Source organism: Isoptericola jiangsuensis, assembly GCF_048320105.1.
Lineage (GTDB): Bacteria > Actinomycetota > Actinomycetes > Actinomycetales > Cellulomonadaceae > Isoptericola > Isoptericola jiangsuensis_A.
This window is the reverse complement of record NZ_CP182942.1, coordinates 130,025-153,283: the sequence shown is the minus strand read 5'-3', so window position 1 is coordinate 153,283 and position 23,259 is coordinate 130,025. Positions and strand designations below refer to the sequence as shown.

Annotated in this window: 21 protein-coding genes and 1 tRNA gene; 5 read left to right on the top strand and 17 right to left on the bottom strand. The window is 72.8% G+C overall.

Annotation, left to right across the window (positions count from 1 at the left end; genetic code table 11):
- Positions 1 to 6: 6 nt before the first annotated feature.
- Positions 7 to 1,230: an ectoine hydrolase gene (gene doeA, locus ACNHYB_RS00710; RefSeq protein WP_418276471.1), complete on the bottom strand. Its 1,224-nt coding sequence runs from the start codon at positions 1,228 to 1,230 to the stop codon at positions 7 to 9.
- A gap of 24 nt (positions 1,231 to 1,254) precedes the next feature.
- A complete protein-coding gene (locus ACNHYB_RS00705) occupies positions 1,255 to 2,499 on the bottom strand; it encodes an aspartate aminotransferase family protein (protein WP_418276470.1) in 1,245 nt (414 codons plus the stop codon).
- Between the two features lie 205 nt (positions 2,500 to 2,704).
- Here ACNHYB_RS00705 and ACNHYB_RS00700 point away from each other — a divergent pair, with 205 nt between their 5' ends.
- Positions 2,705 to 3,034, top strand: coding sequence for a cupin (locus ACNHYB_RS00700; RefSeq protein WP_418276469.1), 330 nt, complete (start codon positions 2,705 to 2,707; stop codon positions 3,032 to 3,034).
- 72 nt (positions 3,035 to 3,106) lie between these two features.
- On the opposite strand, the gene ACNHYB_RS00695 is transcribed toward ACNHYB_RS00700, so the two are convergent.
- From ACNHYB_RS00695 to ACNHYB_RS00675, 5 genes are all read right to left on the bottom strand, one after another.
- Positions 3,107 to 4,315, bottom strand: coding sequence for an MFS transporter (locus tag ACNHYB_RS00695; protein WP_418276468.1), 1,209 nt, complete (start codon positions 4,313 to 4,315; stop codon positions 3,107 to 3,109).
- A gap of 180 nt (positions 4,316 to 4,495) precedes the next feature.
- Positions 4,496 to 4,568: transfer RNA gene (locus ACNHYB_RS00690), tRNA-Ala, on the bottom strand.
- A gap of 37 nt (positions 4,569 to 4,605) precedes the next feature.
- A complete protein-coding gene (locus ACNHYB_RS00685; protein WP_418276467.1) occupies positions 4,606 to 5,292 on the bottom strand; it encodes a histidine phosphatase family protein in 687 nt (228 codons plus the stop codon).
- 4 nt (positions 5,293 to 5,296) lie between these two features.
- On the bottom strand, positions 5,297 to 5,737 hold the full coding sequence (rsfS, locus tag ACNHYB_RS00680; protein ID WP_418276466.1) for a ribosome silencing factor: 441 nt from the start codon (positions 5,735 to 5,737) through the stop codon (positions 5,297 to 5,299).
- Positions 5,734 to 5,970 carry a hypothetical protein gene (locus ACNHYB_RS00675; protein WP_418276465.1) on the bottom strand — a complete coding sequence of 79 codons (237 nt, stop codon included), beginning with the start codon at positions 5,968 to 5,970 and terminating at the stop codon, positions 5,734 to 5,736. Before ACNHYB_RS00675 ends, rsfS begins: the two co-directional genes overlap by 4 nt.
- Before the next feature lie 97 nt (positions 5,971 to 6,067).
- Between ACNHYB_RS00675 and ACNHYB_RS00670 the strand changes: the two genes are divergently transcribed.
- Positions 6,068 to 6,781: a hypothetical protein gene (locus ACNHYB_RS00670; protein WP_418276464.1), complete on the top strand. Its 714-nt coding sequence runs from the start codon at positions 6,068 to 6,070 to the stop codon at positions 6,779 to 6,781.
- 204 nt (positions 6,782 to 6,985) lie between these two features.
- Here ACNHYB_RS00670 and nadD read toward each other — a convergent pair whose 3' ends face one another.
- The 7 genes from nadD to rplU form a co-directional block, all read right to left on the bottom strand.
- Entirely contained in the window at positions 6,986 to 7,558 is a 573-nt protein-coding gene (gene nadD / locus ACNHYB_RS00665) for a nicotinate-nucleotide adenylyltransferase (protein WP_418277958.1), read from the bottom strand.
- A 46-nt stretch (positions 7,559 to 7,604) separates the two neighbouring features.
- On the bottom strand, positions 7,605 to 7,757 hold the full coding sequence (locus ACNHYB_RS00660) for a hypothetical protein (RefSeq protein WP_418276463.1): 153 nt from the start codon (positions 7,755 to 7,757) through the stop codon (positions 7,605 to 7,607).
- A gap of 57 nt (positions 7,758 to 7,814) precedes the next feature.
- Positions 7,815 to 9,155, bottom strand: a complete 1,341-nt coding sequence (locus ACNHYB_RS00655) for a glutamate-5-semialdehyde dehydrogenase (protein WP_418276462.1) — start codon at positions 9,153 to 9,155, stop codon at positions 7,815 to 7,817.
- A gap of 10 nt (positions 9,156 to 9,165) precedes the next feature.
- Entirely contained in the window at positions 9,166 to 10,320 is a 1,155-nt protein-coding gene (proB, locus tag ACNHYB_RS00650) for a glutamate 5-kinase (RefSeq protein ID WP_418276461.1), read from the bottom strand.
- A gap of 24 nt (positions 10,321 to 10,344) precedes the next feature.
- A complete protein-coding gene (gene obgE / locus ACNHYB_RS00645; protein ID WP_418276460.1) occupies positions 10,345 to 11,868 on the bottom strand; it encodes a GTPase ObgE in 1,524 nt (507 codons plus the stop codon).
- A 112-nt stretch (positions 11,869 to 11,980) separates the two neighbouring features.
- Positions 11,981 to 12,232 carry a 50S ribosomal protein L27 gene (gene rpmA, locus ACNHYB_RS00640; protein WP_418276459.1) on the bottom strand — a complete coding sequence of 84 codons (252 nt, stop codon included), beginning with the start codon at positions 12,230 to 12,232 and terminating at the stop codon, positions 11,981 to 11,983.
- Between the two features lie 63 nt (positions 12,233 to 12,295).
- Positions 12,296 to 12,604: a 50S ribosomal protein L21 gene (rplU, locus tag ACNHYB_RS00635; protein ID WP_418277957.1), complete on the bottom strand. Its 309-nt coding sequence runs from the start codon at positions 12,602 to 12,604 to the stop codon at positions 12,296 to 12,298.
- Positions 12,605 to 12,939: 335 nt separating this feature from the next.
- Here rplU and ACNHYB_RS00630 point away from each other — a divergent pair, with 335 nt between their 5' ends.
- Positions 12,940 to 15,039: a BCCT family transporter gene (locus ACNHYB_RS00630; protein ID WP_418276458.1), complete on the top strand. Its 2,100-nt coding sequence runs from the start codon at positions 12,940 to 12,942 to the stop codon at positions 15,037 to 15,039.
- A 55-nt stretch (positions 15,040 to 15,094) separates the two neighbouring features.
- Positions 15,095 to 15,745, top strand: a complete 651-nt coding sequence (locus tag ACNHYB_RS00625; RefSeq protein WP_418276457.1) for a protein-L-isoaspartate O-methyltransferase family protein — start codon at positions 15,095 to 15,097, stop codon at positions 15,743 to 15,745.
- Here the strand turns inward: ACNHYB_RS00625 and ACNHYB_RS00620 are convergent.
- The 3 genes from ACNHYB_RS00620 to ACNHYB_RS00610 form a co-directional block, all read right to left on the bottom strand.
- Entirely contained in the window at positions 15,735 to 16,583 is an 849-nt protein-coding gene (locus ACNHYB_RS00620; protein WP_418276456.1) for a hypothetical protein, read from the bottom strand. The two genes, ACNHYB_RS00625 and ACNHYB_RS00620, sit on opposite strands and share 11 nt — an antisense overlap.
- 164 nt (positions 16,584 to 16,747) lie before the next feature.
- Entirely contained in the window at positions 16,748 to 17,341 is a 594-nt protein-coding gene (locus ACNHYB_RS00615; protein ID WP_418276455.1) for a thymidine kinase, read from the bottom strand.
- A gap of 43 nt (positions 17,342 to 17,384) precedes the next feature.
- Positions 17,385 to 21,275: an Rne/Rng family ribonuclease gene (locus ACNHYB_RS00610; protein WP_418276454.1), complete on the bottom strand. Its 3,891-nt coding sequence runs from the start codon at positions 21,273 to 21,275 to the stop codon at positions 17,385 to 17,387.
- A gap of 484 nt (positions 21,276 to 21,759) precedes the next feature.
- On the opposite strand from ACNHYB_RS00610, the gene ACNHYB_RS00605 reads away from it, so the two are divergent.
- Positions 21,760 to 23,259, top strand: a complete 1,500-nt coding sequence (locus ACNHYB_RS00605; RefSeq protein WP_418276453.1) for a cytochrome ubiquinol oxidase subunit I — start codon at positions 21,760 to 21,762, stop codon at positions 23,257 to 23,259.

Sequence of the window (23,259 nt, the reverse complement as noted above, 5' to 3'; positions counted from 1 at the left end):
CTCCTCTCAGGCGACCTCGGGGCGCAGCGGCGTGGGTGCGTCGTCGGCCACCACCCCCGCGGCGTGCTCGGGCTTGCTCGTGAAGTCCTGGTCGAGGGTGAAGAACGACTCGCACCCTCGGTCGGTGACGTGGATCGTGTCGGAGATCCCGACCGTCTTGTCCCCGTCGACGCCCCACATCCACGGGATGATGTGGAACGTCATGCCCTCGCGCAGTATCGAGGAGTTCCCCTGGTTGAGGCTGGCGATGTAGCCCTCGTCCCAGCTCGGGGGGAACGCGATGCCGATCGAGTACCCCGACCGCGTCACCAGGCGGGCGCCGACACCGTTGTCCGTGATGATGCTGCGCACGATGTTGTCGGCGTCGGACACCGTCAGCCCGGGACGGATCGCCGCCTTGACCTCGGCCAGCGCCAGCTTCATGCGCTCCTGGGCCGTGACCATCGACGGCGACAGCTCGTCGAGGACGACGGTGCGCATCATGGCCGTGTGATAGCGCCGGAAGCAGCCGCCGACCTCGAGGAAGACGTGCTCCCCCGGCTGGACGACGCGCCCCTCCCAGGTGGCGTGCCCGATCATGCTGCGCGGCCCGGAGGTCACGTACGGCATCACCGCGGGGAACTCGCCGCCGGCGCGGAACATGGCCGAGCTGATCTCGGCGGCGATGTCGTTCTCCGTCACGCCCGCGGCGCACGCGTCGATGCCGGCCTGCATCCCGACCTCGGTGGCACGCGCGGCCCGCCGCATGACGTCGATCTCAACGGCCGACTTGCAGATCCGCCCTTCCTCCACGATGCCGAAGCAGTCGATGAGACGCCCCTCGGTCAATGCGGTGTGAATATAGTCCTGGTGATAGGCCGGGAAATAGTAGCTGTTGCGCTCGTAACCGATGTCCTTGGTGTGCAGACCGAACTCGCGCAAAGAGTGGACCAGCCCCTGGATGGCATCTCCGGTATCGGGGTACGGCCTGGTCAGGTCGACCCAGGTCCGCGCGACGACATTCGATTCCTCCATCGCCCGGGTGATCATGAACGGTTCGTCGGCGAGCGGCACCACGAGCGCCTGGAAGAACGAGTAGCCCGAGGTCTGGTAGTCCGTGAGGTACATGAGGTTCTCCGGATCGGTGATCACCACCGCGTCCAGCAACCGGTCCGCCATGCGGGCCCTCAGGTCGCCCAGCCTCCGCTCGTACTCCGCGAAGGGGAACGTCATGTCGTCGCGCTGCCTCATGCAGACCTCCGGGTCGTCGGTTCGTCAGACGGTGCGCCGCACCGCGGCGTCGAGGATGCCCAGACCTTCGACGAGGTCCTCGTCGTCGATCGTCAGCGGGGGGATGAGCTTGAGCACGCGTCCCCCGGTGCCGCAGGGGCCGATCAGCAGGCCGTCGTCGAAGCACGCGGCGGCGACCGCCTTCGCCAGGGCGCCGTCGCCGACGTCGAGGCCCTGGATCATGCCGCGCCCGCGCACGTCGAACCCGGCGTCCAGGTCGTCGGCCAGCCGGGTCAGCGCGGCGACCATGACCTCGGTGTGCGCGTGCACCCGGTCCATGAGGGCGTCGTCGTCGAAGTACGTGAGCGCCTCGCGCCCGGCCACGAACGACAGACCCTGACCGCGGAACGTGCCGGTGTGCTCACCGGGCGACCAGTGGGCGTCGTGCTCGGGCTTGGCCAGGTTCATCGCCAGCGGCGTCCCGTACCCGCCGATCCCCTTGGCCAGGCAGATGATGTCGGGGTCGAGCCCCATCCCGTCGAAGCTGAAGTAGCTGCCGGTGCGCCCGCAGCCCACCTGGATCTCGTCGATGACGAACAGCGCACCCACGTCGTGGGCGAGCTGCTGCACCGCCCGCAGCCACTCCGCCGTGGCGACGTTGACGCCGCCCTCGGCCTGGATCACCTCGACCACGAACGCGGCCGGCGGCGGATAGCCGCTGGAACCGTCGGCCAGCTGCGCCCGGAACTCCTCCAGGGAGCGCAGCCCGCCTCCGGCCGCCGTCTCGAACGGCAGCCGCACGACGTTCTCCAGCCGCACACCGGCGGCGTTGCGGAAGTACTCGTTGGCGGTCAGCGCGAGCGAGCCGAGCGTCATCCCGTGGAACCCGTGGGTGAACGCGACGACGTCGGGTCGTCCGGTCACCTTGCGCGCCAGCTTCAGCGCCGCCTCGACGGCGTTGGTGCCCGTCGGGCCCATGAACTGCATCCGCATGTTCATGCCGCGCGGCTCGAGCACCGTGGCGGCGAACTTCTCGATGAAGTCCCGCTTCGTGGTGGTGGCCATGTCGAGGCTGTGCGCGACGCCGTCGGCCTCGAGGAATTCGATCATGGCGCGCTTCATGCGCGGGTTGTTGTGGCCGAAGTTCAGGACGCCCGCGCCGCCGAAGAAATCGAGGAAACTTCGCCCCTGTTCATCGGTCTGCCGCGCGTTGGACGCTGAGGCAAAAACTGTCGGAAAAGTCCTGCTGTAGCCGCGGATCTCGGATTCCCACTTCTCGAACGCCTCCATCGTCCACTTCTACGTGTCCCCTGAAGGGCTGTCAAGAGCAGGGGTCCGGCAGGCGGTAACGAGTGTGTTTCCCGGGGCGCCCGCCGGGTCGGCGCGGCCGCCTGCGAGCGGCCACGACCGCCCGCCCTCGCGGCGCCCGACGGTGGCGGCTAGCCTCCCTGCAGGGCCCGACGGCGGACCCTCGACGCTTCGACCCGGAGGGCACATGGCCGACCTCGACAGCCTCACGGAGTACCACCTGGAGAAGGCGCGCACGACGGATCACGGGCGCAGCGCGGAGGTGCTCGTCCACGACGGCCCGCTGCGCCAGACGTTGCTCGCCCTGGCGGCCGGGGTCGAGCTCGGCGAGCACAACTCACCGCCGGCGGCGTCGATCCTGGCGCTGCGCGGCCGGCTGCGCGTGACGGCGCTCGACGGCGACGACGACGTCCCTGCGGGCCAGCTCCGGGTCCTCACCCACGAACGGCACGCCGTCACCGCGCTGGAGGACTCCGCGTTCCTGCTCACGACGGTCACCAGCATCCCCCGGCCCTGAGGACACCGGCACGCAGCTCGTGCCGAGCGGGCGGCGCGCGCCGGGCAGGCCGCCCGGTGGCGCGCACAGAAGTCACCGGTCGCGGCGCCGTCGGACCAGGTTCGCCAGGGGCAAGTACCGCGGGACCCAGCGCGCCAACGCCGCCGCCGAGCCGAACCCGAGCGCCGAGGTGGCCCACACCCCCGCGGCCAACGACCCCAGGGCGGCACCGGCGGACAGCACCAGCGGGCCGAGGGCGTCACCGGTGTCCTGGAAGAGGCGCCACACGCTGAGGAACGTGGGCCGCACGTCCGCGGGCGCGACGTCCGCGCCGAGCGTCATGATGATCCCCGAGCCCACGCCGTTGCCGATGCCGAGCACCACGGCCGCCACCGCGACCCCGGCGACCGTGTGCGTCAGCGGCAGGATCGCCAGCCCCAGGGCCACCATCACCATCGACGGCACCCCCGCCCAGAGCCGCCCGAACCGGTCCATGACCTTGCCCGCGGGGTAGAACAGCAGCATGTCCAGCGCACCGGACAGACCGAACAGCAGGGACGTCACCTCGGCCTCCAGGCCGAGGTGCTCGCCCCACAGCGGCAGCACGGTCTGCCGTGCTCCACGGACCGCGCTCACCAGCAGGATCGCGACCCCCAGCGTGGCGAAGAGGTGCCGGTGGTCACGGGCCACCCGCACGATCGAGACCTGCCCGGTCGCGCCCGACGGCCGGGTGGACCGGGAGGGGCCGGCCTTCTCCTCGGGCCCCGGGCGCACGGCCACGATCACGGCCACGGCGACCAGCGCCGCACCGGTCCCCAGCCAGTAGGCGCCCCGCACCGACGTCGCCGCGATGACCGCCGCACCGGCGAACGGGCCCAGGAACAACCCGATCCGGTGCACCCCGGCGAGCGTGGACAGCACCCGGGCGCGACGCAGCGGCGGGGTGATCTCCGTGAGGTAGGACTGGCGCGCCAGGTTGAACACCGCGTTCGCGCCGCCCAGCACCAGCGCACCGACGGCCAGCCCCCACAGGGCGGACGTCAGGGCGATGGTGGTGAAGGCCGCCGCGGCGACGACGCCGGCGACCAGCATGGCCGCCCGGTCCCCCGTCCGCTGCGCCAGTGCGCCGGCGGGGAGGTCGAACACGATCTTGCCGATCGGCAGCAGGGCCGTCACGAGTCCGGCGACGGTCAGCGTGGCACCGCGCCCGGTGGCCGTCGCCGCGACGACGGGCAGCATCGCGCCGACCCCGATCTCGAGCACCAACGTCGGCAGGAACGCGCCGAGCACGACGCTCCGCATCGGGAACAGGGGTGGAGGGGACGATGACGACACCCGCCATTCTTACCCCACGACCGTCCCGGCCCCGCCGCCGGCGGCGGGGCTCTCGGGTTGACCGGGCCCTCAGGCAGGCGGCGGGCCGTCGGGCAGGCCGAGCACGACGAAGGGCCCCGCCGTCCGGCGAGGCCCTTCATGTCGGGGTGGAGCTGAGGGGACTCGAACCCCTGACCCTCTGCATGCCATGCAGATGCGCTACCAGCTGCGCCACAGCCCCCCGAAGCGGCCTTGCGGCCCCTTGGAACGTCGATATCTTAGACAGACTTCGCCTCAGGTTCCAAATCAGCGTGCGGGCCGGCCTGCCACCGGTCCAGGGGGAATCCGGCCCCGACGTTGTGGGCCACCAGGCGCCACCCGGGCACCGCTCCGGGCGCGGATCGGTGCAGGTGGGACCAGTGCACGTTGTGCATCCCCGAGATGCCCCGCCACGTCGCGGCGTCCAGTCCGAGCAGGCCCGTGATCGCCAGGGAGATCGCCGCGCCGTGGGAGACGACGACCAGGCAGTCGCCGTCGGACAGGTCGGCGGCGTGGTCGATCACGGCGGCGGTCATGCGCGCCGCGACGTCCGCCTTGGCCTCGGCGTCCGTGCCCTGCGGGTCGGCCCCCCGACGCCACCGGGCGTGCTCGGCCGGCCATCGCTCGGCGATCTCCGCGGACGTCAGACCCTCCCACTGCCCGAAGGACCGCTCGCGCAGGCGGGTGTCGGTGACCAGGGGCACCCCGACGACGTCGGAGTACGCGCGGGCGGTGTCCACGGCCCGGCCGAGGTCGGACGACACGATGCGGGTGGCGCGGTGGGACGAGGCGAGAGCAGCGGCGCCCTCGAGCGCCTGCCAGTGCCCCACCTCGTCGAGCGGGATGTCGATCTGTCCCTGCAGGCGTGCCGAGGCGTTGTAGGCGGTGCGCCCGTGACGCAGCAGGACGATCGTGTCCGCCGGCACGCCCTCAGCGCCCCCCGTCGAGGCGGATCGCGCCGTCGTCGGCGCTGCCGTACTCGGCACGTGCCGCGTCGGGGTCCTCACCGCGGGCGTCCGCGGGCAGGTCGATCGTCGGGCAGTCCTTCCAGAGCCGCTCGAGCGCGTAGTAGACGCGGTCCTCGGCGTGCTGGACGTGCACGACGACGTCGCCGAAGTCGAGCAGGACCCAGCGGGCCTCGGTGCGGCCCTCGCGACGCAGCGGCTTGGCACCGGCGGCGATCATCGCCTCCTCGACGGCGTCGACGACGGCGACCACCTGACGCTCGTTGGTGCCCGAGACGATGAGGAACACGTCGGTGAGCACGAGGTGCTCGCTGACGTCGAGCGCGATGATCTCCTGCGCCTTGCGGCTCGCGGCCGCACGGGCCGCGACGACGGCGAGCTCGGTCGCCCGGGAGGTGGCGGTCATCGCAGGTCTCCCGTCCCGGCGCCCGGCAACGTGTGGATCTCCATGGCGGCAGGGGCCTCCTCGGTGGCGAAGTCGTCGTCCCGGTCGATGACGAGGTTCCAGACCAGCAGCCCCAGGACGAACGCGACCACCACCAGGATGATGTAGTGCAGCCACGTGTACGACGGTTCGGGCTCGTCCCACTCGTCCTCGTCGACGTCGTCGGGCTCCTCCAAGCGTGCCGGTGAGGCCACCACGGAACCGAACGGGGACCCGGCGCCGGCGGGCGGCACCGAAGCGGGTGGCACGGCCGACGGGGCCGCCGAGGAACCGGCCGCGGAGGGGTCCGCCGTGCCCCAGGGCAGGGCTGCGCCGGGAGAACCGACCGTCGTCGCCGTCGTCGACCCCGAGCTGCCCGGCCAGGAGGGGGCGGCCCGCCGGTCCGCGGACCCGTCGTCGGTGCCCGGCGCCCCGCCGAAGGGCGACGTCGTCCCGCCGGCCGGGGCCGAGGTGTCGGGCGCGGGCGGGGCGGTCGAGGCGAACGCCGACCGACGCCCGGGGCTCCCGCCGTCGAACGGGGAGGCGGTGCTCGGCGCGGAGGACGCCGACGAGGTGCCGAAGCCCGACGCCGCACCGAACGGTGAGGCGGGCGGAGCGCCGGAGGCGGGCGGCGCCGCCGCGGGTGCCTGTCGCTCGAAGGGCGACGGCGACGCGGAGCCGGAACCCGGTGACGTGGCCGGGGGCGCCGCCGGGCTCGACGGCGGGAAGGGGGACGGTGACGGCGAGGTCGCACCACCGGTTGTCGCCCGCGTCGTGGTGCGGCGCGGGGGCGAGGACGACGGCGCCCCGGACGTCCCGGTGCCGAACGCCGACGGGCGCGACGGCGCGTCCGAGGGGTTCACCGCGCGCGGGGCGTCGCCGGACACCGGCTGGACCGGGGTGAGACGCCCGGTCTCGTCCAGCCCGCGCACACCCGCGGAGTTGGAGGGCGGGCGCACCGTCGGCGCGGGGGCCGGCGCCGGGGCGCTCGGTTCGCGCAGCGAGCGGCGCGACGGCGCCGACTGACCGCCGTAGGCGGGCGGGGCAGCCGGAGACGGCGCGGGCGCCGGGGCACGGAACGCGCTGGCACCGGCGCCGGGCACCGGCGCGCCGGTGGACGGCGCTGCGGGCTGCGCGGCTGGCTGCGCGGCGGCGGCAGCGGCAGCGGCCGCAGCGGCCGCCTGCTCGCGTTCGCGGATCTCCCGACGCGTCAGCGGCCGGGGCGTGTTGTCACTCATCGAGACCTCGATACAGACCGTACTTGGCGATGTACTGTACGACACCGTCCGGAACCAGGTACCAGACCGGCTGATCCGCTGCTGCGCGACGTCGACAGTCCGTGGACGAGATGGACAGGGCCGGGACCTCGAGCGTCGTCACGCCGTCCGCGGGCAGACCGTCGACCTTGAGCTGGTGGCCCGGCCGCGTCACGGCGACGAAGTGGGCCATCGCCCACAGCTCGGTGGCGTCCTTCCAGCTCAGCAGCTGCTCGATCGCGTCGGCGCCGGTGATGAAGAACAGGTCGACGTCGGGTCGCGCGGCGTGCAGGTCGCGCAGCGTGTCGACGGTGTAGGTCAGGCCCGGGCGGTCGATGTCGACGCGGCTGACGGTGAAGCGCGGGTTGGACGCGGTGGCGATCACCGTCATGAGGTAGCGGTGCTCGGCGGCGGAGACGCGGGTGCCCTGCTTGAAGCTGGGCTTTCCCGTGGGCACGAACACGACCTCGTCCAGGTCGAGCAGCGACGCGGCCTCGCTGGCCGCCACGAGGTGACCGTGGTGGATCGGGTCGAACGTCCCACCCATCACCCCGATCCGGGGACGGCGCTGCTGGCTCACCGGTACGGCGGCGTCAGTGCTTGTTGTGGGCGTTGCGGAAGGCGTAGGTCGCCGCCAGCGCGGCGAGGAACCCGCCGAAGGCGACGATGCCGAAGACGATCGGCGGGACACCGGCGGCCGCGTGCTCGGCGGCCTCCTCGGCGACGAGGACGGCGTTGTTCAGCACGGGGTTCTCCCTCGGGTGGTCGGGTCAGATCGCTGGACAGTCTCTCACGAGGTCGCCTCAGGGCCGCACGTGCCCGTCGCCGTGCACGATCCACTTCGTCGTCGTCAGCTCGGCCAGGCCCATCGGTCCACGGGCGTGGAGCTTCTGGGTGGAGATCCCGATCTCGGCGCCGAGGCCCAGCTCGCCACCGTCGGTGAACCGGGTCGAGGCGTTGACCATCACCGCCGCGGAGTCGACCTCGGCGACGAACCGTTCCGAGGCGGCCAGGTCCCGGGTCACGATCGCCTCCGTGTGACCCGACGTCCACGTGCGGATGTGCTCGATGGCGTCGTCCAGGGTGTCCACGACCCGGACCGCGAGCTCGGCCGCGAGGTACTCCGTGGCCCAGTCGGCGTCGGTGGCGGGGACGACCTCGACGCTCTCCGGCGCGAGCGCCGCCGCCCGCTCGTCACCGTGCAGCAGCACGCCCGCACCGCCGAGCGCGGCGAGGGCCGCCGGCAGGAACGCGTCGGCGACGTCGGCGTGCACCAGCAGCGTCTCGGCGGCGTTGCACACCCCGACCCGCTGCGTCTTGGCGTTCATGATGATCCCGACGGCCGTGGCGACGTCCGCGCCGGCGTCGACGTACACGTGCACGTTGCCCGTGCCCGTCTCGATGACCGGCACCTTCGACTGCTCGACGACGGTGCGGATCAGGTCCGCCCCGCCCCGCGGGACGAGGACGTCCACCAGGCCGCGCGCCTGCATGAGCGCGACGGCGCCGGCGCGCCCGTACGCGTCGATCGACTGCACCAGGTCGGCCGGCAGACCGCGCGACTCGAGGGCCTGGCGCAGCACGTCGACGATCACCGTGTTGGAGGACGCCGCGGCGCTGCCGCCGCGCAGCACGACGGCGTTGCCGGACTTCAGGGCCAGGCCGGCCGCGTCCACCGTGACGTTGGGACGCGCCTCGTAGATCATCCCGACCACACCCATCGGCACCCGCAGCTGGCGCAACCGCAGCCCGTTGGGCAGCGTCTGGCCGCGCAGCACCTCCCCCACCGGGTCGGGCAGGCCGGCCAGCGCACGCAGCGCCTCCGCGATCGAGGCGATCCGGGCGTCGTCGAGGGCGAGGCGGTCCAGCAGACCGTCGCTCATCCCCTGCTCGCGGCCGCGCTGCAGGTCCTCGGCGTTGGCGGCGACGATCGGGCCGGACGCCGCGACGAGCGCGTCCGCGAGGGCGTGCAGCGTCGCGTCCTTGGTGGCGCGGTTCGCGGTGGCGAGCGCGCGCGACGCCGTCTGCGCGCGACGGGCGACCTGCTGCACGGCGGCGGTGACGTCGTCCTGCGGCAGCGGGCCACCCGGCGCGGCGGAGGTGGCGTCGGTGGCGCGGGGCGTCGGCTCGAACGTCGTGGTCATGCCTCCGAGACTACGACGCCGAGCCCGTGGTGGACAGGCCGTTCCGCCCTTCGAGCACGAGGTCGTCGCGATGGACGACCTCACGGTCGTAGCCTTCGCCGAGCTCGTCGCGCAGCGCGAAGGTGGAGCGACCGAGCAGCGCGGGCAGCTCGGCGGCGTCGTAGGCCACCAGCCCGCGGGCGACGACCGACCCGTCGGGCGCGACCAGCTCCACGGGGTCGCCCGTCTCGAAGGACCCCTCGACGCCCGTGATCCCGGCGGGCAGCAGCGACGCCCGTCCGCCCAGCACCGCTCGCGCGGCGCCGTCGTCCAGGTGCAGCCTGCCCTCGGTGCGCGCGGCGTGCGCGATCCACAGCCGACGTGTCGTCGTGCGGCGGGAGTCGGCGCTGAAGAAGGTGCCGACGTTCTCGCCGGCGAGCGCGGCACCGACGTTGCGGGCGCTGGTGAGCACCACGGGAACCCCGGCCTGGGTCGCGATGCGCACGGACTCCAGCTTGGTGACCATCCCGCCCGTGCCCACCGAGCTGCCCCGCGCGGTGACCTCCACCGCGGCGACGTCGGCGAGGTCCGCCACGTAGGGGATGCGGCGGGCGCCGGGGCGCTTCGGCGGCGCGTCGTGCAGCCCGTCGACGTCGGTCAGCAGCACCATCGCCTCGGCGCGGACCAGGTGGGACACGAGCGCGGCGAGACGGTCGTTGTCGCCGAACCGGAGCTCGTCGACCGTCACCGCGTCGTTCTCGTTCACCACCGGCACCACGCCGAGGGCGAGCAGCTTGTCCAGCGAACGCTGGGCGTTGCGGTACCGCGCACGGCGCACCGTGTCCTCCGCGGTGAGCAGCGCCTGACCGACCTGGAGCCCGTGCTCGGCGAACGCCTCGGAGTAGCGCGCCACGAGCTGACCCTGGCCGAGCATCGCGCAGGCCTGCATGGTGGCCAGGTCGCGCGGACGCGACACCAGGCCCGCGGGCCCGATCCCCGCCGCGACGGCGCCGGAGGTGACGAGCACGACCTCGCCGCCCGCGAGGCGACGCGCGGCCAGCACGTCCACCAGGGCGCGCAGCGCCGAGACGTCGAGATGGCCGTCCGGTCGCGTGAGCGAGGACGAGCCGATCTTGACGACGACGCGGCGGGCGGCGGGCAGTGCGGTGCGGGACGTGACGTTCACGGGTCCATCATCGCGCCTCGGGACTCAGTCGTCCGCGGGGTCCGCCCAGTGACCGGCCTCGCGCTCGGTCCAGAGCTCCTGGCGGGCGGCCGTCTTGGCGTCCATCCGCTCGGTGTACTCCTGGCGCTTGCGGCCGCGGGTCGGACGGTGGTCGTCCTCGAGCCGCAGGTCCGTGCCGCGCGCACCGAGCAGCTCGGCACCCGTGGACAGCGTCGGCTCCCAGTCGAAGACGACGGCGTCCTCGTCGGTGCCGATGCGCACCTCGTCGCCCGCGACGGCGCCGGCCTTGAAGAGCCGGTCCTCCACGCCGAGCTTGGCGAGCCGGTCCGCGAGGAAGCCGACCGCCTCGTCGTTGTTGAAGTCGGTCTGACGCACCCAGCGTCGCGGCTTGGAGCCCTGGACCAGGTAGTACACGCCGCCGGTGGTGCCGTCGGTGCGACGCGTGACCGTGAACCCGGCGTCGTCGACGGCGCGGGGACGCAGCACCGTGCGGGCGGGCTCCAGCGGCGGCGCCGCGGCACGCGCCTGCGCCACCAGCTCGGCCAGCGCGAACGTCAGCGGGCGCAGCCCTTCGTGCGACGCCGTCGAGATCTCGAAGACGCGCAGACCGCGCGCCTCGAGGTCGGGACGGACCATCTCGGCGAGGTCGCGGGCGTCCGGGACGTCGATCTTGTTGAGGACCACCAGCCGGGGCCGCTCGGTCAACGGCACACGCCCGCCCGCGATCCCGAGGTCGCCGGAGTACGCCGCCAGCTCCGCCTCGAGGGCGTCCAGGTCGGACAGCGGGTCCCGCTCGGTCTCCAGGGTGGCGCAGTCGAGCACGTGCACGAGCACGGCGGTGCGCTCGATGTGCCGCAGGAACTCCAGGCCCAGGCCCTTGCCCTGGCTCGCGCCCGGGATCAGGCCGGGCACGTCCGCGATCGTGAACCGGACGTCACCGGCCTGCACGACGCCGAGGTTGGGCACCAGGGTCGTGAACGGGTAGTCGGCGATCTTCGGGCGGGCCGCGGAGACCGCCGCGATCAGCGAGGACTTGCCTGCGCTCGGGAAGCCGACGAGGGCGACGTCGGCGATCGTCTTCAGCTCGAGGACGACCTCGCGCTCCTCCCCGGGCTCGCCCAGCAGCGCGAAACCGGGGGCCTTGCGCTTCGGCGAGGCCAGCGCACGGTTGCCGAGACCGCCCCGGCCACCGGCCGCGACGACGAACTCCGCGCCGTCGCCCACGAGGTCGGCGAGGACCTCGCCCGCACGGTCCTTGACCACGGTGCCGTCGGGCACGGCGAGCACGAGGTCGCCGCCCTTGGCGCCGTCGCGCTCGTCACCCATGCCCTGGCCGCCGCGCGGGGCGCGCCGGTGCGGCGAGTGGTGGTACTCGAGCAGCGTGGTCGTCTGGGCGTCCACGACGAGGCGCACGCTGCCGCCGTCGCCGCCGTTGCCGCCGTCGGGCCCGGCGAGGGGCTTGAACTTCTCGCGACGGATGGACGCGACACCATGACCGCCGTCACCACCGGCGGCGTGCAGGACCACGCGATCGACGAAGCTGGCCATGGTCAGATCCTCTCAGGACGACGGGCGGGAGACACGCACGAGGGGCGCACCGATCCGGTGCGCCCCTCGTGGGAAGCGTGCTGCGTGGAGCAGCGCGACGCTCAGCGAGACGTCACGCAGAGACGATGTCGACGACCTTGCGGCCGCGACGCGTGGCGAAGGCGACCTCGCCCGCCGCGAGCGCGAACAGCGTGTCGTCGCCACCGCGGCCGACGTTCTCGCCCGGGTGGAAGTGGGTGCCGCGCTGGCGGACGAGGATCTCGCCCGCGTTGACGACCTGGCCGGCGTAACGCTTCACGCCGAGCGACTTGGCGTTCGAGTCGCGACCGTTGCGCGAGGAGCTCGCGCCCTTCTTGTGTGCCATCTCAAGCCTGCTTTCTGGACGTACGAAGAATCGGGGACCACGCGGGCCGGGGCCCGCGGGGAATCACTTGATGCCGGTGACCTTGAGGCGGGTCAGCTGCTGGCGGTGACCCTGGCGCTTGCGGTAGCCGGTCTTGTTCTTGTACTTCTGGATCGAGATCTTGGGACCCTTGGCGTCCCGGACGATCTCTGCGGTGACCTTCACCTTCGCGAGGGCTGCAGCGTCGGAGGTCACCTTCTCCCCGTCCACGAGCAGGATCGCGGCGAGCTCGACGGAGTCGCCGGCCGAACCACCGATGCGGTCCATGACGACGATGTCGCCCACGGACACCTTTTCCTGACGGCCACCGGCCTTGACGATCGCGTACACCATGCTGATGCTCATCTCTCCTGGTCTTGGCGTGCTCGCACGACGTCGGTCACCGGCTTGATCGGGAACTCGGTCCGCCGCGGCGGTCGAGTGCGGTGCGCCGTGGGCACACGGGACAGGCACGCCGAGGGCGCGCCGACGATCTACTCTACGCGACCGCGCTGCGCCGGACAACCACGCCGACCCGCGAGGAGCAGTGACGTGCGGCACCTGACGGGAGGCACTGGTGACCCGCGCGTCACGCCGGGGGGCCGGGGGGCCGGGGGGCCGGGCCAGACTATCCTCGACGGTCGAACCGGCCGCACCCGGCCGCGACTTCCCCCTCGAGAGGACCGCGCATGGTCGACCGGACCACGCCCACACCCCCGCCCTCGTCCGGCGGCGATGCCGACGGCACCGACCCCGCCCAGGGCCAGCGGTCCGCGACCAGGACCCGCCAGGTGCGTCACCACGCCCGGTCGACGTCACGGCGCGTGGCCGCGGCCACCGCCGGCGTCGCCCGGCCGGCCAGCCGGATGCTGCGCGTGGTGACCGAGCGCAACACCACCGACGACGGCGTCCACCCCGCCCTGCTGCCGGGCATCGGCGTCGAGCGGACCGGCCGGACGTTCAGCACCAACTGGTACGTCTTCGCCTTCGCCGCGGCACTGGTGGTCGGCGTGCTCGCCTGGGGCGTGCTCGGCCCCGACTCGCTGGCCGCCGCCTCCGCGGCCGGCCTGACCTGGGTGACCGAGTCGTTCGGCTGGTGGTTCAGCCTCCTGACCATGGCCGTCTTCGCCTTCATGATGTGGCTCGGCTTCGGCCGCCACCGGCACATCCGGCTCGGCCAGGACGACGAGAAGCCCGAGTTCTCGAACGTCTCGTGGGTGGCGATGCTGTTCAGCGCGGGCATCGGCATCGGCCTGCTGTTCTACGGCCCGTACGAGCCGCTCGCGTACTTCCTCGACCTGCCCCCGATCTACGAGTCCCTGGAGGCGGGATCCGGCGCGGCGATGCACGCCGCCCTGGCCCAGTCGCTGTTCCACTGGGGACCCGTGGCCTGGGGCTACTACGCGCTCGTCGGCGGGGCCGTCGCCTACGCCTCGTACCGGCGCGGACGCAGCCCGTTGATCTCCTCGCTGCTCGAACCGATCTTCGGGCGGCGCACGCAGGGGCCGCTCGGCGCCGTCGTCGACTCGTTCGCCATCATCGTCACCCTGTTCGGGACCGCCGTCTCCCTGGGCATCGGCGCGCTGCAGATCGGCCGGGGCATCGAGATCGTCGCGGGCGTCGGCCCGCTGGGCAACGGGATGATCGTCGGCGTCATCGCGCTGCTCGCCGTCGCCTTCATCCTCTCCGCGGTGTCCGGCCTCAAGCGCGGCATCCGTGCCCTGTCGAACATCAACATGGTCGTGGCCGGCCTGCTCGGGATCTTCGTGCTCGTCGCCGGCCCCACCGCCCTGCTGCTCAACCTCGTGCCCGGCGGTCTCATGTCGTTCCTCGCCGACCTGCTGCGGCTGATGTCGCAGTCGGCCGCGACGAGCCCGGACGCCCAGTCCTTCATGGACTCGTGGACCACGTACTACTGGGCCTGGTGGATCTCCTGGACGCCGTTCGTCGGGCTCTTCATCGCCCGCATCAGCCGCGGGCGCACGCTGCGCGAGTTCGTCACCACCATCATCGTGGTGCCCAGCGTCGTGTTCCTGCTCTGGTTCGTCGTCTTCGGCGGCACCGCGATGTGGCTCGAGCAGACCTCCGGCGTCCTCGGGTCCATCGAGTCGCCCCAGGACACCCTCTTCGCGCTGCTGCGCGAGCTGCCCGCGGGCACCCTCACCTCCGTGGTGGCGGTGATCTCCATCATCATCTTCTTCGTCACCAGCGCCGACTCCGCGTCCGTGGTCATGGCCAGCCTGTCGCAGCGCGGCGCGCCGCAGCCGGCACGCTGGGTGACGATCGTCTGGGGCATCGCCCTCGCCTCGATCGCCGCCGTCCTGCTGGTCGCCGGCGGCTCGGGCGCCCTCAGCGGCCTGCAGAGCCTCGTCATCATCACCGCGCTCCCCTTCTCCCTGGTGCTGGTCCTGATCATGGTGGCGTGGGCCAAGGACCTGGCCCGTGACCCCGTCACGCTGCGGCGCCGCTACGCCCGCGAGGCGCTCGTCCAGGGCGTGCGCAGCGGCATCGAGGAGCACGGCGACAACTTCGTCGTCGGGGTGGTCGCCACCGACCCGAAGGACGACGACTCCGGGGCGGGCGCCTGGTTGGACACCGAGGACCCGGCCCTGACCGACTGGTACCAGCCCGAGGAGGGCACGCAGGAGGCCGACGACGACGCGGCGGACGGCCCGTCGGCCGCCACGCCGTCAGCCGCCACCGTCCCCGTCGGCGACGGTGGCGGCGACGGTGGCGGTGGCGGTGGCGGTGGCGGTGGCGGGCAGCCGGAACCCGGCGGGAGGCCCTGACGGTCACCTGACGGGCTCGTCCGGAGGGGTGCGAGCCGCCTCGGCCCGTCGCAGGATGGGTGGGGTGGACGCACCCGACGCCGTCGAGGCGGCCTTCCGCGCCGTCGACCGGCGCGACTTCCTGCCGCGCGCCCGACGGTCCGAGGCCGACGCCGACCGCCCCCTGACGATCGGCCACGGGCAGACGTGCTCCCAGTCGTCCACGGTCGCCGCGATGCTGCGCCTGCTCGACGTCAGACCTGCGGCACAGGTTCTCGACGTCGGCGCCGGATCCGGATGGACCACCGTGCTGCTCGCCCACCTCGTGGGGCCCGGTGGCGAGGTCCTCGGCCTGGAACGGGTGCCCGACCTCGCGGCATGGGGCGGGGCGAACGTCGCCCGGGCCGGGCTCCCCTGGGCCCGCCTGGTCCGGGCCGTCCCGGACGTGCTGGGCGCGCCGCGTGCCGGAGGCTGGACGCGCATCCTCGTCTCGGCGTCCCCCGACCACCTGCCGCCGGCGCTCGTGGACCAGCTCGCCCCGGCCGGGCGCATGGTGATCCCCGTGGCCGGCACGATGCTGCTGGTCGAACGTGCCTCCGACGGCTCACTGCACGTCTCGGAGCACGGGACCTACCGGTTCGTCCCGCTCGTCGAGGGAGCCGCGGACGACGGCGCGGCCGCCGGACCCCACGACGGGTCCGGCGGCCCGCCACCAGCTACTTCTTGACCTTGACCGCGTCCGAGGCGCGGTCCGCGGTCAGGGTGGACGTCCCCGCGTACTTGACGATCCAGGTCCCTGACGTGGTCTGCTTGAACTTCCTGCTGAACGTGCCCTTCGACGTGACCTTCGCCGACCCCTTGTAGGTAGGGCCCTTCGCTCCCTGAGGGTCGAAGTAGATCTTCACCGTCTTGCCCTTGAGCGCGCGCTTGGCGCCGTCACCGTAGTGGTAGTCCGAGTCCCAGTACTTCAGGGTCCCCGCCACGGTGACCTTCTTGCCCTTGCGCACAGGTTCCGGCGAGGCGTTGACCTTCAGGTAGGTCGCCTGCTTGAAGGTGAACGAGTCCGAGTACGTGAGATCGGGGAGGTCGCAGAAGTGCGACCACTCCCAGCCCTCGTCGTCGACACCGTGGACGACGAAGGCGCGGGACACGGTGGCCCGGGCCGTGTACTTGCCGAAGCCCTCCCAGTCGTACCACCGCGAGGACGTGACCTTCCCCGATGCCGCATGAGCATCGGAGTAGCGGTACGCGCCGCCACCGAGGTAGTTGCCGTACCGGTCGAAGTACTCGACGTCCGTGCTCCAGAGGAAGTCTCCCCACCCGGTGTACGTCTCGCCCCACTCCGCATAGCTCTGGTCGTCGAAGCAGGACTCGATCTGGGCCGACGTCGGCTTCTTCACCGAGTAGGAGATCTTCGCCGTCTTGTTGTGCTGCCCCGTGTAGAGCACGATGTCGGGGTGGCTGACGCCACCACCCGATCCGCTCGACGCCGCCTGCGCGGGAACCGCCGCCAGGCCCGTCATCGTCACAGCGGCCACGACGAGCGCCGCGATCCTTCTCTTCATCGCCATGTCCTTCGAGATCGTGCTACCGGCGGCGCACGCACCTCGCTCAACGACTTGTCGCCACGCTGAGAACCGCCCACCGGGCGGTCTTCGGACGACCGCAGGAGAACAGTACGGCCGGCCGCTCCCCGGACTGCCGTCGATGGTCGTCCGCCGTCAGGAATTCACCCGGTGGACCAGACCTTGCGGTGTGCCCGGCAGCGCGCAGCATAGGACTCCGCTCCCCCGACATGTCCGGGCGCGGCCCGCAAGGGGTCGCCGCCGACGGGAGTGAGGGCGTCCGCGAGGCGCACGTGGAAGGCGGCGTCACGGCCACAGACGGTGCACACGGCGGTGAGCCGGGTGACGGACTCCGCCAGCGCCATGAGGCTCGGCAGCGGCTCGAAGGGACGTCCGTCGAAGGTCACCGTCAGACCGGCGACGACCACGTCGGTCCCGCCGTCGGCGAGCCTGGTCACGACGTCGACGAGACCGGGCCCGAAGAACTGCGCCTCGTCGATCGCGACCAGGTCCGTCGTCGGTCGGACGTGCGCCTCGACGGCGGTCGGTGTGTCGACGGGCACGGACTCGACGGCGATCCCGGTGTGGGTGGCGATCCGGGCGGGGCCGCTGCGCACGTCGAGCGCGTGGCCCACGACGAGCACCTCACGTCCGGCGATCCGGGCGCGGTCGACCCGACGCACCAGCTCGGTGGACTTGCCGGCGAACATGGGGCCGCCCACGACCTCCAGGCGGCCGGGAGCGCGGTCGTGGTCCATCGGACCAGTCAAGCACTCCGGCGGCCCGGAGGTCGGCGGCGGGTCAGCCCTGCTCGGTCAGCGGCGAAGTCTCGTCAGGAGCCTGTTCAGGAGCCCCTTCGGCTCCGGCTCCTTTGGTCGTCTCCGCGGGGCCTTCCGACGCGGCAGGTGCGGCCGGCTCCGTCGGCTCGACGGGGTCGGCCTGCTCGGCCTCCACCGGCGACCCGGACTCCGCGGCGTCCCCGGCCGGTGAGCCGGGCCGTGCGGCCGGTTCGGCCGGTTCGGCCGGCTCAGCTGCCGCCGGTTCGACGGGCTCGGCCGCGGCCTGCTCGACGCTCACCGGCTCGTGCGTGCGCGCGTCCTGCGCCGGTGCGCCGCTCACGGACTCCTCGTGGCCGTGCTCGTGCTCGTGCTCGTGCTCGTGACCGTGCTCGTGCGCGTGCGCCGCAGCGGCGGCGATCGTGGCCAGCGTGGCCTTGACCGCCTTGCGGGCCTCCGACTCGTCGTCGGGCAGCTTCGGCACCTCGGGCTGCGGCTGGTCGTCCTTCTTCGTCGGACGCTTGCGCCGGCTGCCGCGCTTGGCGGCGTCGGGCTCGGCCTGGGCCGCGCCACCACGCTCGATGGGCTCGTCGTGGACGATGAACCCGCGGCCCTTGCAGTGCTCACAGGTGGACGAGAACGCCTCGACCAGACCCTGGCCGACACGCTTGCGCGTCATCTGCACGAGGCCGAGCGAGGTGACCTCGGCGACCTGGTGCTTGGTGCGGTCCCGTCCCAGGCACTCGACCAGCCGCCGCAGCACCAGGTCGCGGTTGGACTCCAGCACCATGTCGACGAAGTCGATGACGATGATCCCGCCGATGTCCCGCAGCCGGAGCTGGCGGACGATCTCCTCGGCCGCCTCCAGGTTGTTGCGGGTGACCGTCTCCTCGAGCGTCCCGCCGGTGCCGGTGAACTTGCCCGTGTTGACGTCGATGACGGTCATCGCCTCGGTGCGGTCGATGACCAGCGACCCGCCCGAGGGCAGCCAGACCTTGCGGTCCATGCCCTTGGCGAGCTGCTCGTCGACACGGTGCTTGGCGAACACGTCACCCGTCTCGGTCCAGCGCGTGACCCGCTCGCGCAGGTCCGGCGCCAGCTCGGCGACGTAGGTGGAGATCTCCGACCACGCACGCTCGCCCTGCACGACGAGCGAGGAGAAGTCGTCGTTGAAGATGTCGCGGACCACGCGGATCGACATGTCGGGCTCGCCCTGGAGCAGGCTCGGCGCGCTCGTCGAGGACTTGCCGACCTTCTCCGAGATCGACTCCCACTGCGCCTGCAGGCGCTCGACGTCGGCCCGCAGCTCGTCCTCCGAGGCACCCTCGGCGGCCGTGCGCACGATGACGCCGGCCCCGTCGGGGACCACCTCGCGCAGGATCTTCTTGAGGCGGTTGCGCTCGTTGTCGGGGAGCTTGCGGCTGATGCCCGTCATCCCGCCACCCGGCACGAAGACGAGGTACCGACCCGCGAGCGTGATCTGGGAGGTGAGGCGGGCGCCCTTGTGGCCGATCGGGTCCTTGGTGACCTGCACCAGCACCGAGTCGCCCGACTTCAGCGCCTCCTCGATGCGGCGCGGCTGCCCTTCGATGCCGGCGGCGTCCCAGTTGACCTCGCCGGCGTAGAGGACCGCGTTGCGCCCCTTGCCCACGTCGACGAAGGCGGCCTCCATCGAGGGCAGGACGTTCTGCACCCGGCCGAGGTAGACGTTGCCGACCATCGAGGCCTGTGCCTGGGCGGACACGTAGTGCTCGGTGAGCACGCCGTCCTCGAGCACGGCGATCTGCGTGCGACCGGACTCCTCGCGGACGATCATCGAGCGGGACACGGCCTCGCGGCGGGCCAGGAACTCGGCCTCGGTGATGATCTGGCGACGACGGCCTGCGTCGCGGCCCTCGCGGCGACGCTGACGCTTGGCCTCCAGGCGGGTCGACCCCTTGAGCCCGACGACCTCGTCGTCGCTGCTGCGCCCGGTGCGTGCCTCGCGCTCACCGCTGCGGCCCCCGCGACGGCGGCGCCGACGACGGCGGCTCGAGGACGACGGCTCGTCGCCCTCGTCGTGCTCGCCGTCGTCCGACCCCTGCGTGTCCGCGGCCGCCTCGGCGGTCGCCTCCGCGGTCGCCTCCGCGGAGTCACGGCCGCTGCCGGTCGCCGCGGCGTCGGAGCCGGCGTCGGGGCGGCCGGAACCGGAACGGTTGCCGGAGCGGGAGCGGGATCCGCCGGTGCGGGTGTCCTCGGACTCGGAGTCCTCGGAACGGTCGTCGGAGTCCTCGTCACCGGAGTCGGCCGAGGTCTCGTCGTCGTCCTCGAGCTGCGCGTCGACCTTGCGGCCCCCGCGACGGCCTCGACCTCCGCGCCGACGACGGCGACGGGGACGGATGTCCGCCTCGTCACCGTCCTCGGTGAAGTCCTCGGGGCCGAGCTCGATCAGCTCGACGCCCTCGGCGACCAGCTCGGTCTCGATCTCCGCGATCTCGCCGACGGCTTCCTCGTCGGCGGCCGTCAGCTCGATCGGGGCGGGCGCCTGGCTCGCCGCCGTGTCGTCGAGGCCGGACTCGGACGCGCGTCCGGTGGAGCCCTCCTGCGCCTGCGGCTCCTCGGCGGTCGATCCCGAGGTCGACTTCGCAGCCGACTTCCCCGTCGACCTCCCGGTCGACCTGCCGGTCGCGGACTTCGCACCCGCGGACCTCGAGGCCGACCGCGTGCTCGACGACCGCCCGGAGGACTGCGTCGAGGTGTCCTGCTGCGCCGCTGCCTGGTCGTCGACGATCTCGGCGACCTCGGCCGCGGTGGGGTCGGTCGCGGCGGGGGCGTCGTGGAAGCGCGGCGGCCCGGCGGGCGCCTGGGCGCGCCGGGACCGACGCCCGGTGCTGAGGTCGGGCGCCTGGAACAGCAGCGCCGTCGTCGCCAGTCGCGGCGTACCGCCACCGGGCTGCTTGGCCGTGTCGTCCTGGGTCGTGGCACGGCGAGCGCCCTGGGCGGTGTCGGCGCGCCGGTTCGCCGAACCGGCCGTCTCCTCGGTGTCCGCGGCGGACCGGGCGCCCTGGGCACGTCCTGCGGCGCGAGACTTCCGCGGCGCCTTCTCCGCGGTGGGCTCCGCGACCTGGTCCGTGGGTCCGGAGTCCTGGCTGGCCTCGGCCTCGGCGGCCGCTCCCGAGGTCGCACCGGTGGTGCGCGAGGCGCGGCGACGCTTCGGGGCCGCGGCCTTCGCCTCGGGCTCGACGACGTCCGCGTCGGCGGTGTCGGCCGGGGCGTCGGTGGCGGCCGGGGCGTCGGCGGCCGCTCGAGGCGCCGCGGCCTTCGTGGCCCGGGTGGACCGACGACGCCGCGGGGGCTCCGGCTCTGCCGTCTCCTGCGCGCTCCCGGGGCCGTCGGGCAGGACGATGTCGTCCAGCGAGAAGGACGGCGTGGCGGCCTGCCGGCGGGCGCTCGCCTCGGGCAGGCCACCGACGTCGGGCAGCAGGTTCTTCGCCGCGTCCGCTCGGGCGGGCTCGGACTTCACGGGCTGGGACTTCACGGGCTCGGACTCGACCGGCTCAGCCGTGCCGGTCGCGGGCTCCTCGGCGGCGTCCGGGGCGGCCTCGTCGGCACCAGCGGCGGGTGCGGCGTCGTCGGCCTGCGGCGCCGGTGCGGACGTGGCCGGGCCCGCCGTGCCGCGGGTGGCCCGGCGCGAGCGGCGTGCGGGAGCCGCGGGGGCCTGGGGCTGCGCCGTCCCGGCTGGCGGCGCGGCCGGTGCGCTCGTGTCCTGCTGGTCGGCGACCGGCTGGGGCGCGTCGTCCGAGGCCCGTGCCGGGACGACGATGGGCTCCGGCGCGGGCTGCGGGGCGGAGGTGGGGCGGGTCACCCGGCGGCGGGTGCTGCGGCGCGGTGCCGGACCGTCGGTGGTGCCGGCCTGGTCGGGAGTCTGAGAGGTCACGGAGGGTGCTCCTGCTCTGCGACTGCCGGCCCACACCTGCCGGCCGCCGCAGCGGTCGTTCGTCGGCTGGCAGCGCTGCAGAGCGCGCAGCCCGGACGGAAGTCTCGGTCTCGGCCGCGGCTCCCCCGTCTTCGCGGACGCCGACCGACCGGTCCCCTCACGACCGGCCGCGGCACCGCGTGCGGACGCGGGAGCTGCAAGCTCGCAGGCCGCCCGGGGATGTGGGTCCCTGGCAGCCTCCGGCCAGTATCGCACCCCCGGGCAACCTGAGCCGAACCGGCACCCGTCTGGCGTGGCGTGGCCCACGTCACGCCGGACCGGGTTGACTTGTGAAGGGCTTCACGAGAAGGTCGTGAAAGTCTTCACAAACCCTCCCGCCAGCCGTCGCTCGCCGTGCGGACCTGCGGCGTCGGACCTACCGTCGTGAGAGCAGGTCCCCGGTCGGCAGCGGCGCCCCGCACCGGCACGTACCCAAGGAGTCCGCGTGGAAGCGCTCGACCTGGCTCGGTGGCAGTTCGCCATCACCACCGTCTACCACTTCATCTTCGTGCCCCTGACGATCGGGCTCGCCCCCATCGTCGCCGGGATGCAGACCGCCTGGGTCGTCACCAAGAACGAACGCTGGCTCCGGCTCACCAAGTTCTTCGGCAAGCTCCTGCTCATCAACTTCGCCCTCGGCGTCGTCACCGGGATCTGGCAGGAGTTCCAGTTCGGCATGGCGTGGAGCGAGTACTCCCGCTTCGTCGGGGACGTCTTCGGGGCCCCGCTGGCCATGGAGGCGCTCGCCGCGTTCTTCGTCGAGTCGGTCTTCCTCGGGGTGTGGATCTTCGGCTGGGACCGGGTCTCCAAGAAGATCCACCTCGCGGCGATCTGGCTCTTCGCGCTCGCCACCAACCTGTCGGCGTTCTTCATCCTCGCGGCGAACTCCTGGATGCAGCACCCGGTCGGCACCGTCTACAACCCCGAGACCGGCCGCGCCGAGATGGAGTCCATCTGGGCCGTGCTCACCAACAACACCCTGCTGGCCGCGTTCCCCCACACCATCACCGCCGCGTTCCTCACCGCCGGGACCTTCGTCGCCGGCATCGGCGCCTGGTGGATGGTGCGCCTCGCACGCACCAGGAAGGACGAGCACGTCGAGACCGCCCGCAACGTCTACCGACCCGCCGTGCTGGTCGGGGTCTGGGTGATGATCGTCGCCGGCCTCGGCGTGGCGATCTCGGGCGACGTCCAGGGCAAGCTGATGTACGAGCAGCAGCCCGGCAAGATGTCGTCGGCCGAGGCCCTGTGCCACGGCACCGAGTCCGCCGAGTTCTCCATCCTCGCCATCGGCCCCCTGCAGGCAGGGTGCGAGGACGTCAGCCACGTCATCTCGATCCCCGGCCTGACCAGCTACCTCGGCACCGGGCACTTCACGGGCGAGGAGTCCTACCTGCCCGGCGTCTACGACGTCCAGGAGGAGTACACCGAACGGTACGGCGACCTCACCGCCGACGGCGAACCCGTCACCTACACCCCGCCGCTGGCGATCACCTACTGGTCGTTCCGGCTCATGATCGGGCTCGCCGCCGGGTCCGTCGCCCTCGCCCTGGCCGCCCTGTGGCTCACGCGCAAGGGCAGGGTGAGCGACAACGTCTGGCTCGGACGGCTCGGGATCATCGCCATCCCCATGCCGTTCCTGGCGTGCTCCTTCGGCTGGATCTTCACCGAGGTCGGCCGTCAGCCCTGGGCGGTCGCCCCCAACCCCACCGGGATCGACCAGGTCCGCCTCCTCACCGAACGCGGCGTCTCCACGGCGGTCCCGCCCGGCATGATGCTGACCTCGATGATCGTCCTGACCGTCATCTACGCGATCCTCGCCGTCGTCTGGTACCGCCTCATGCACCGCTACACGATCGAAGGGGCGCCCGCCTCCGTGCGGGACGAGTCGCCCGAGGCGCAGGACACCGACGACACCGACCGCCCGCTGTCCTTCGCGTACTGA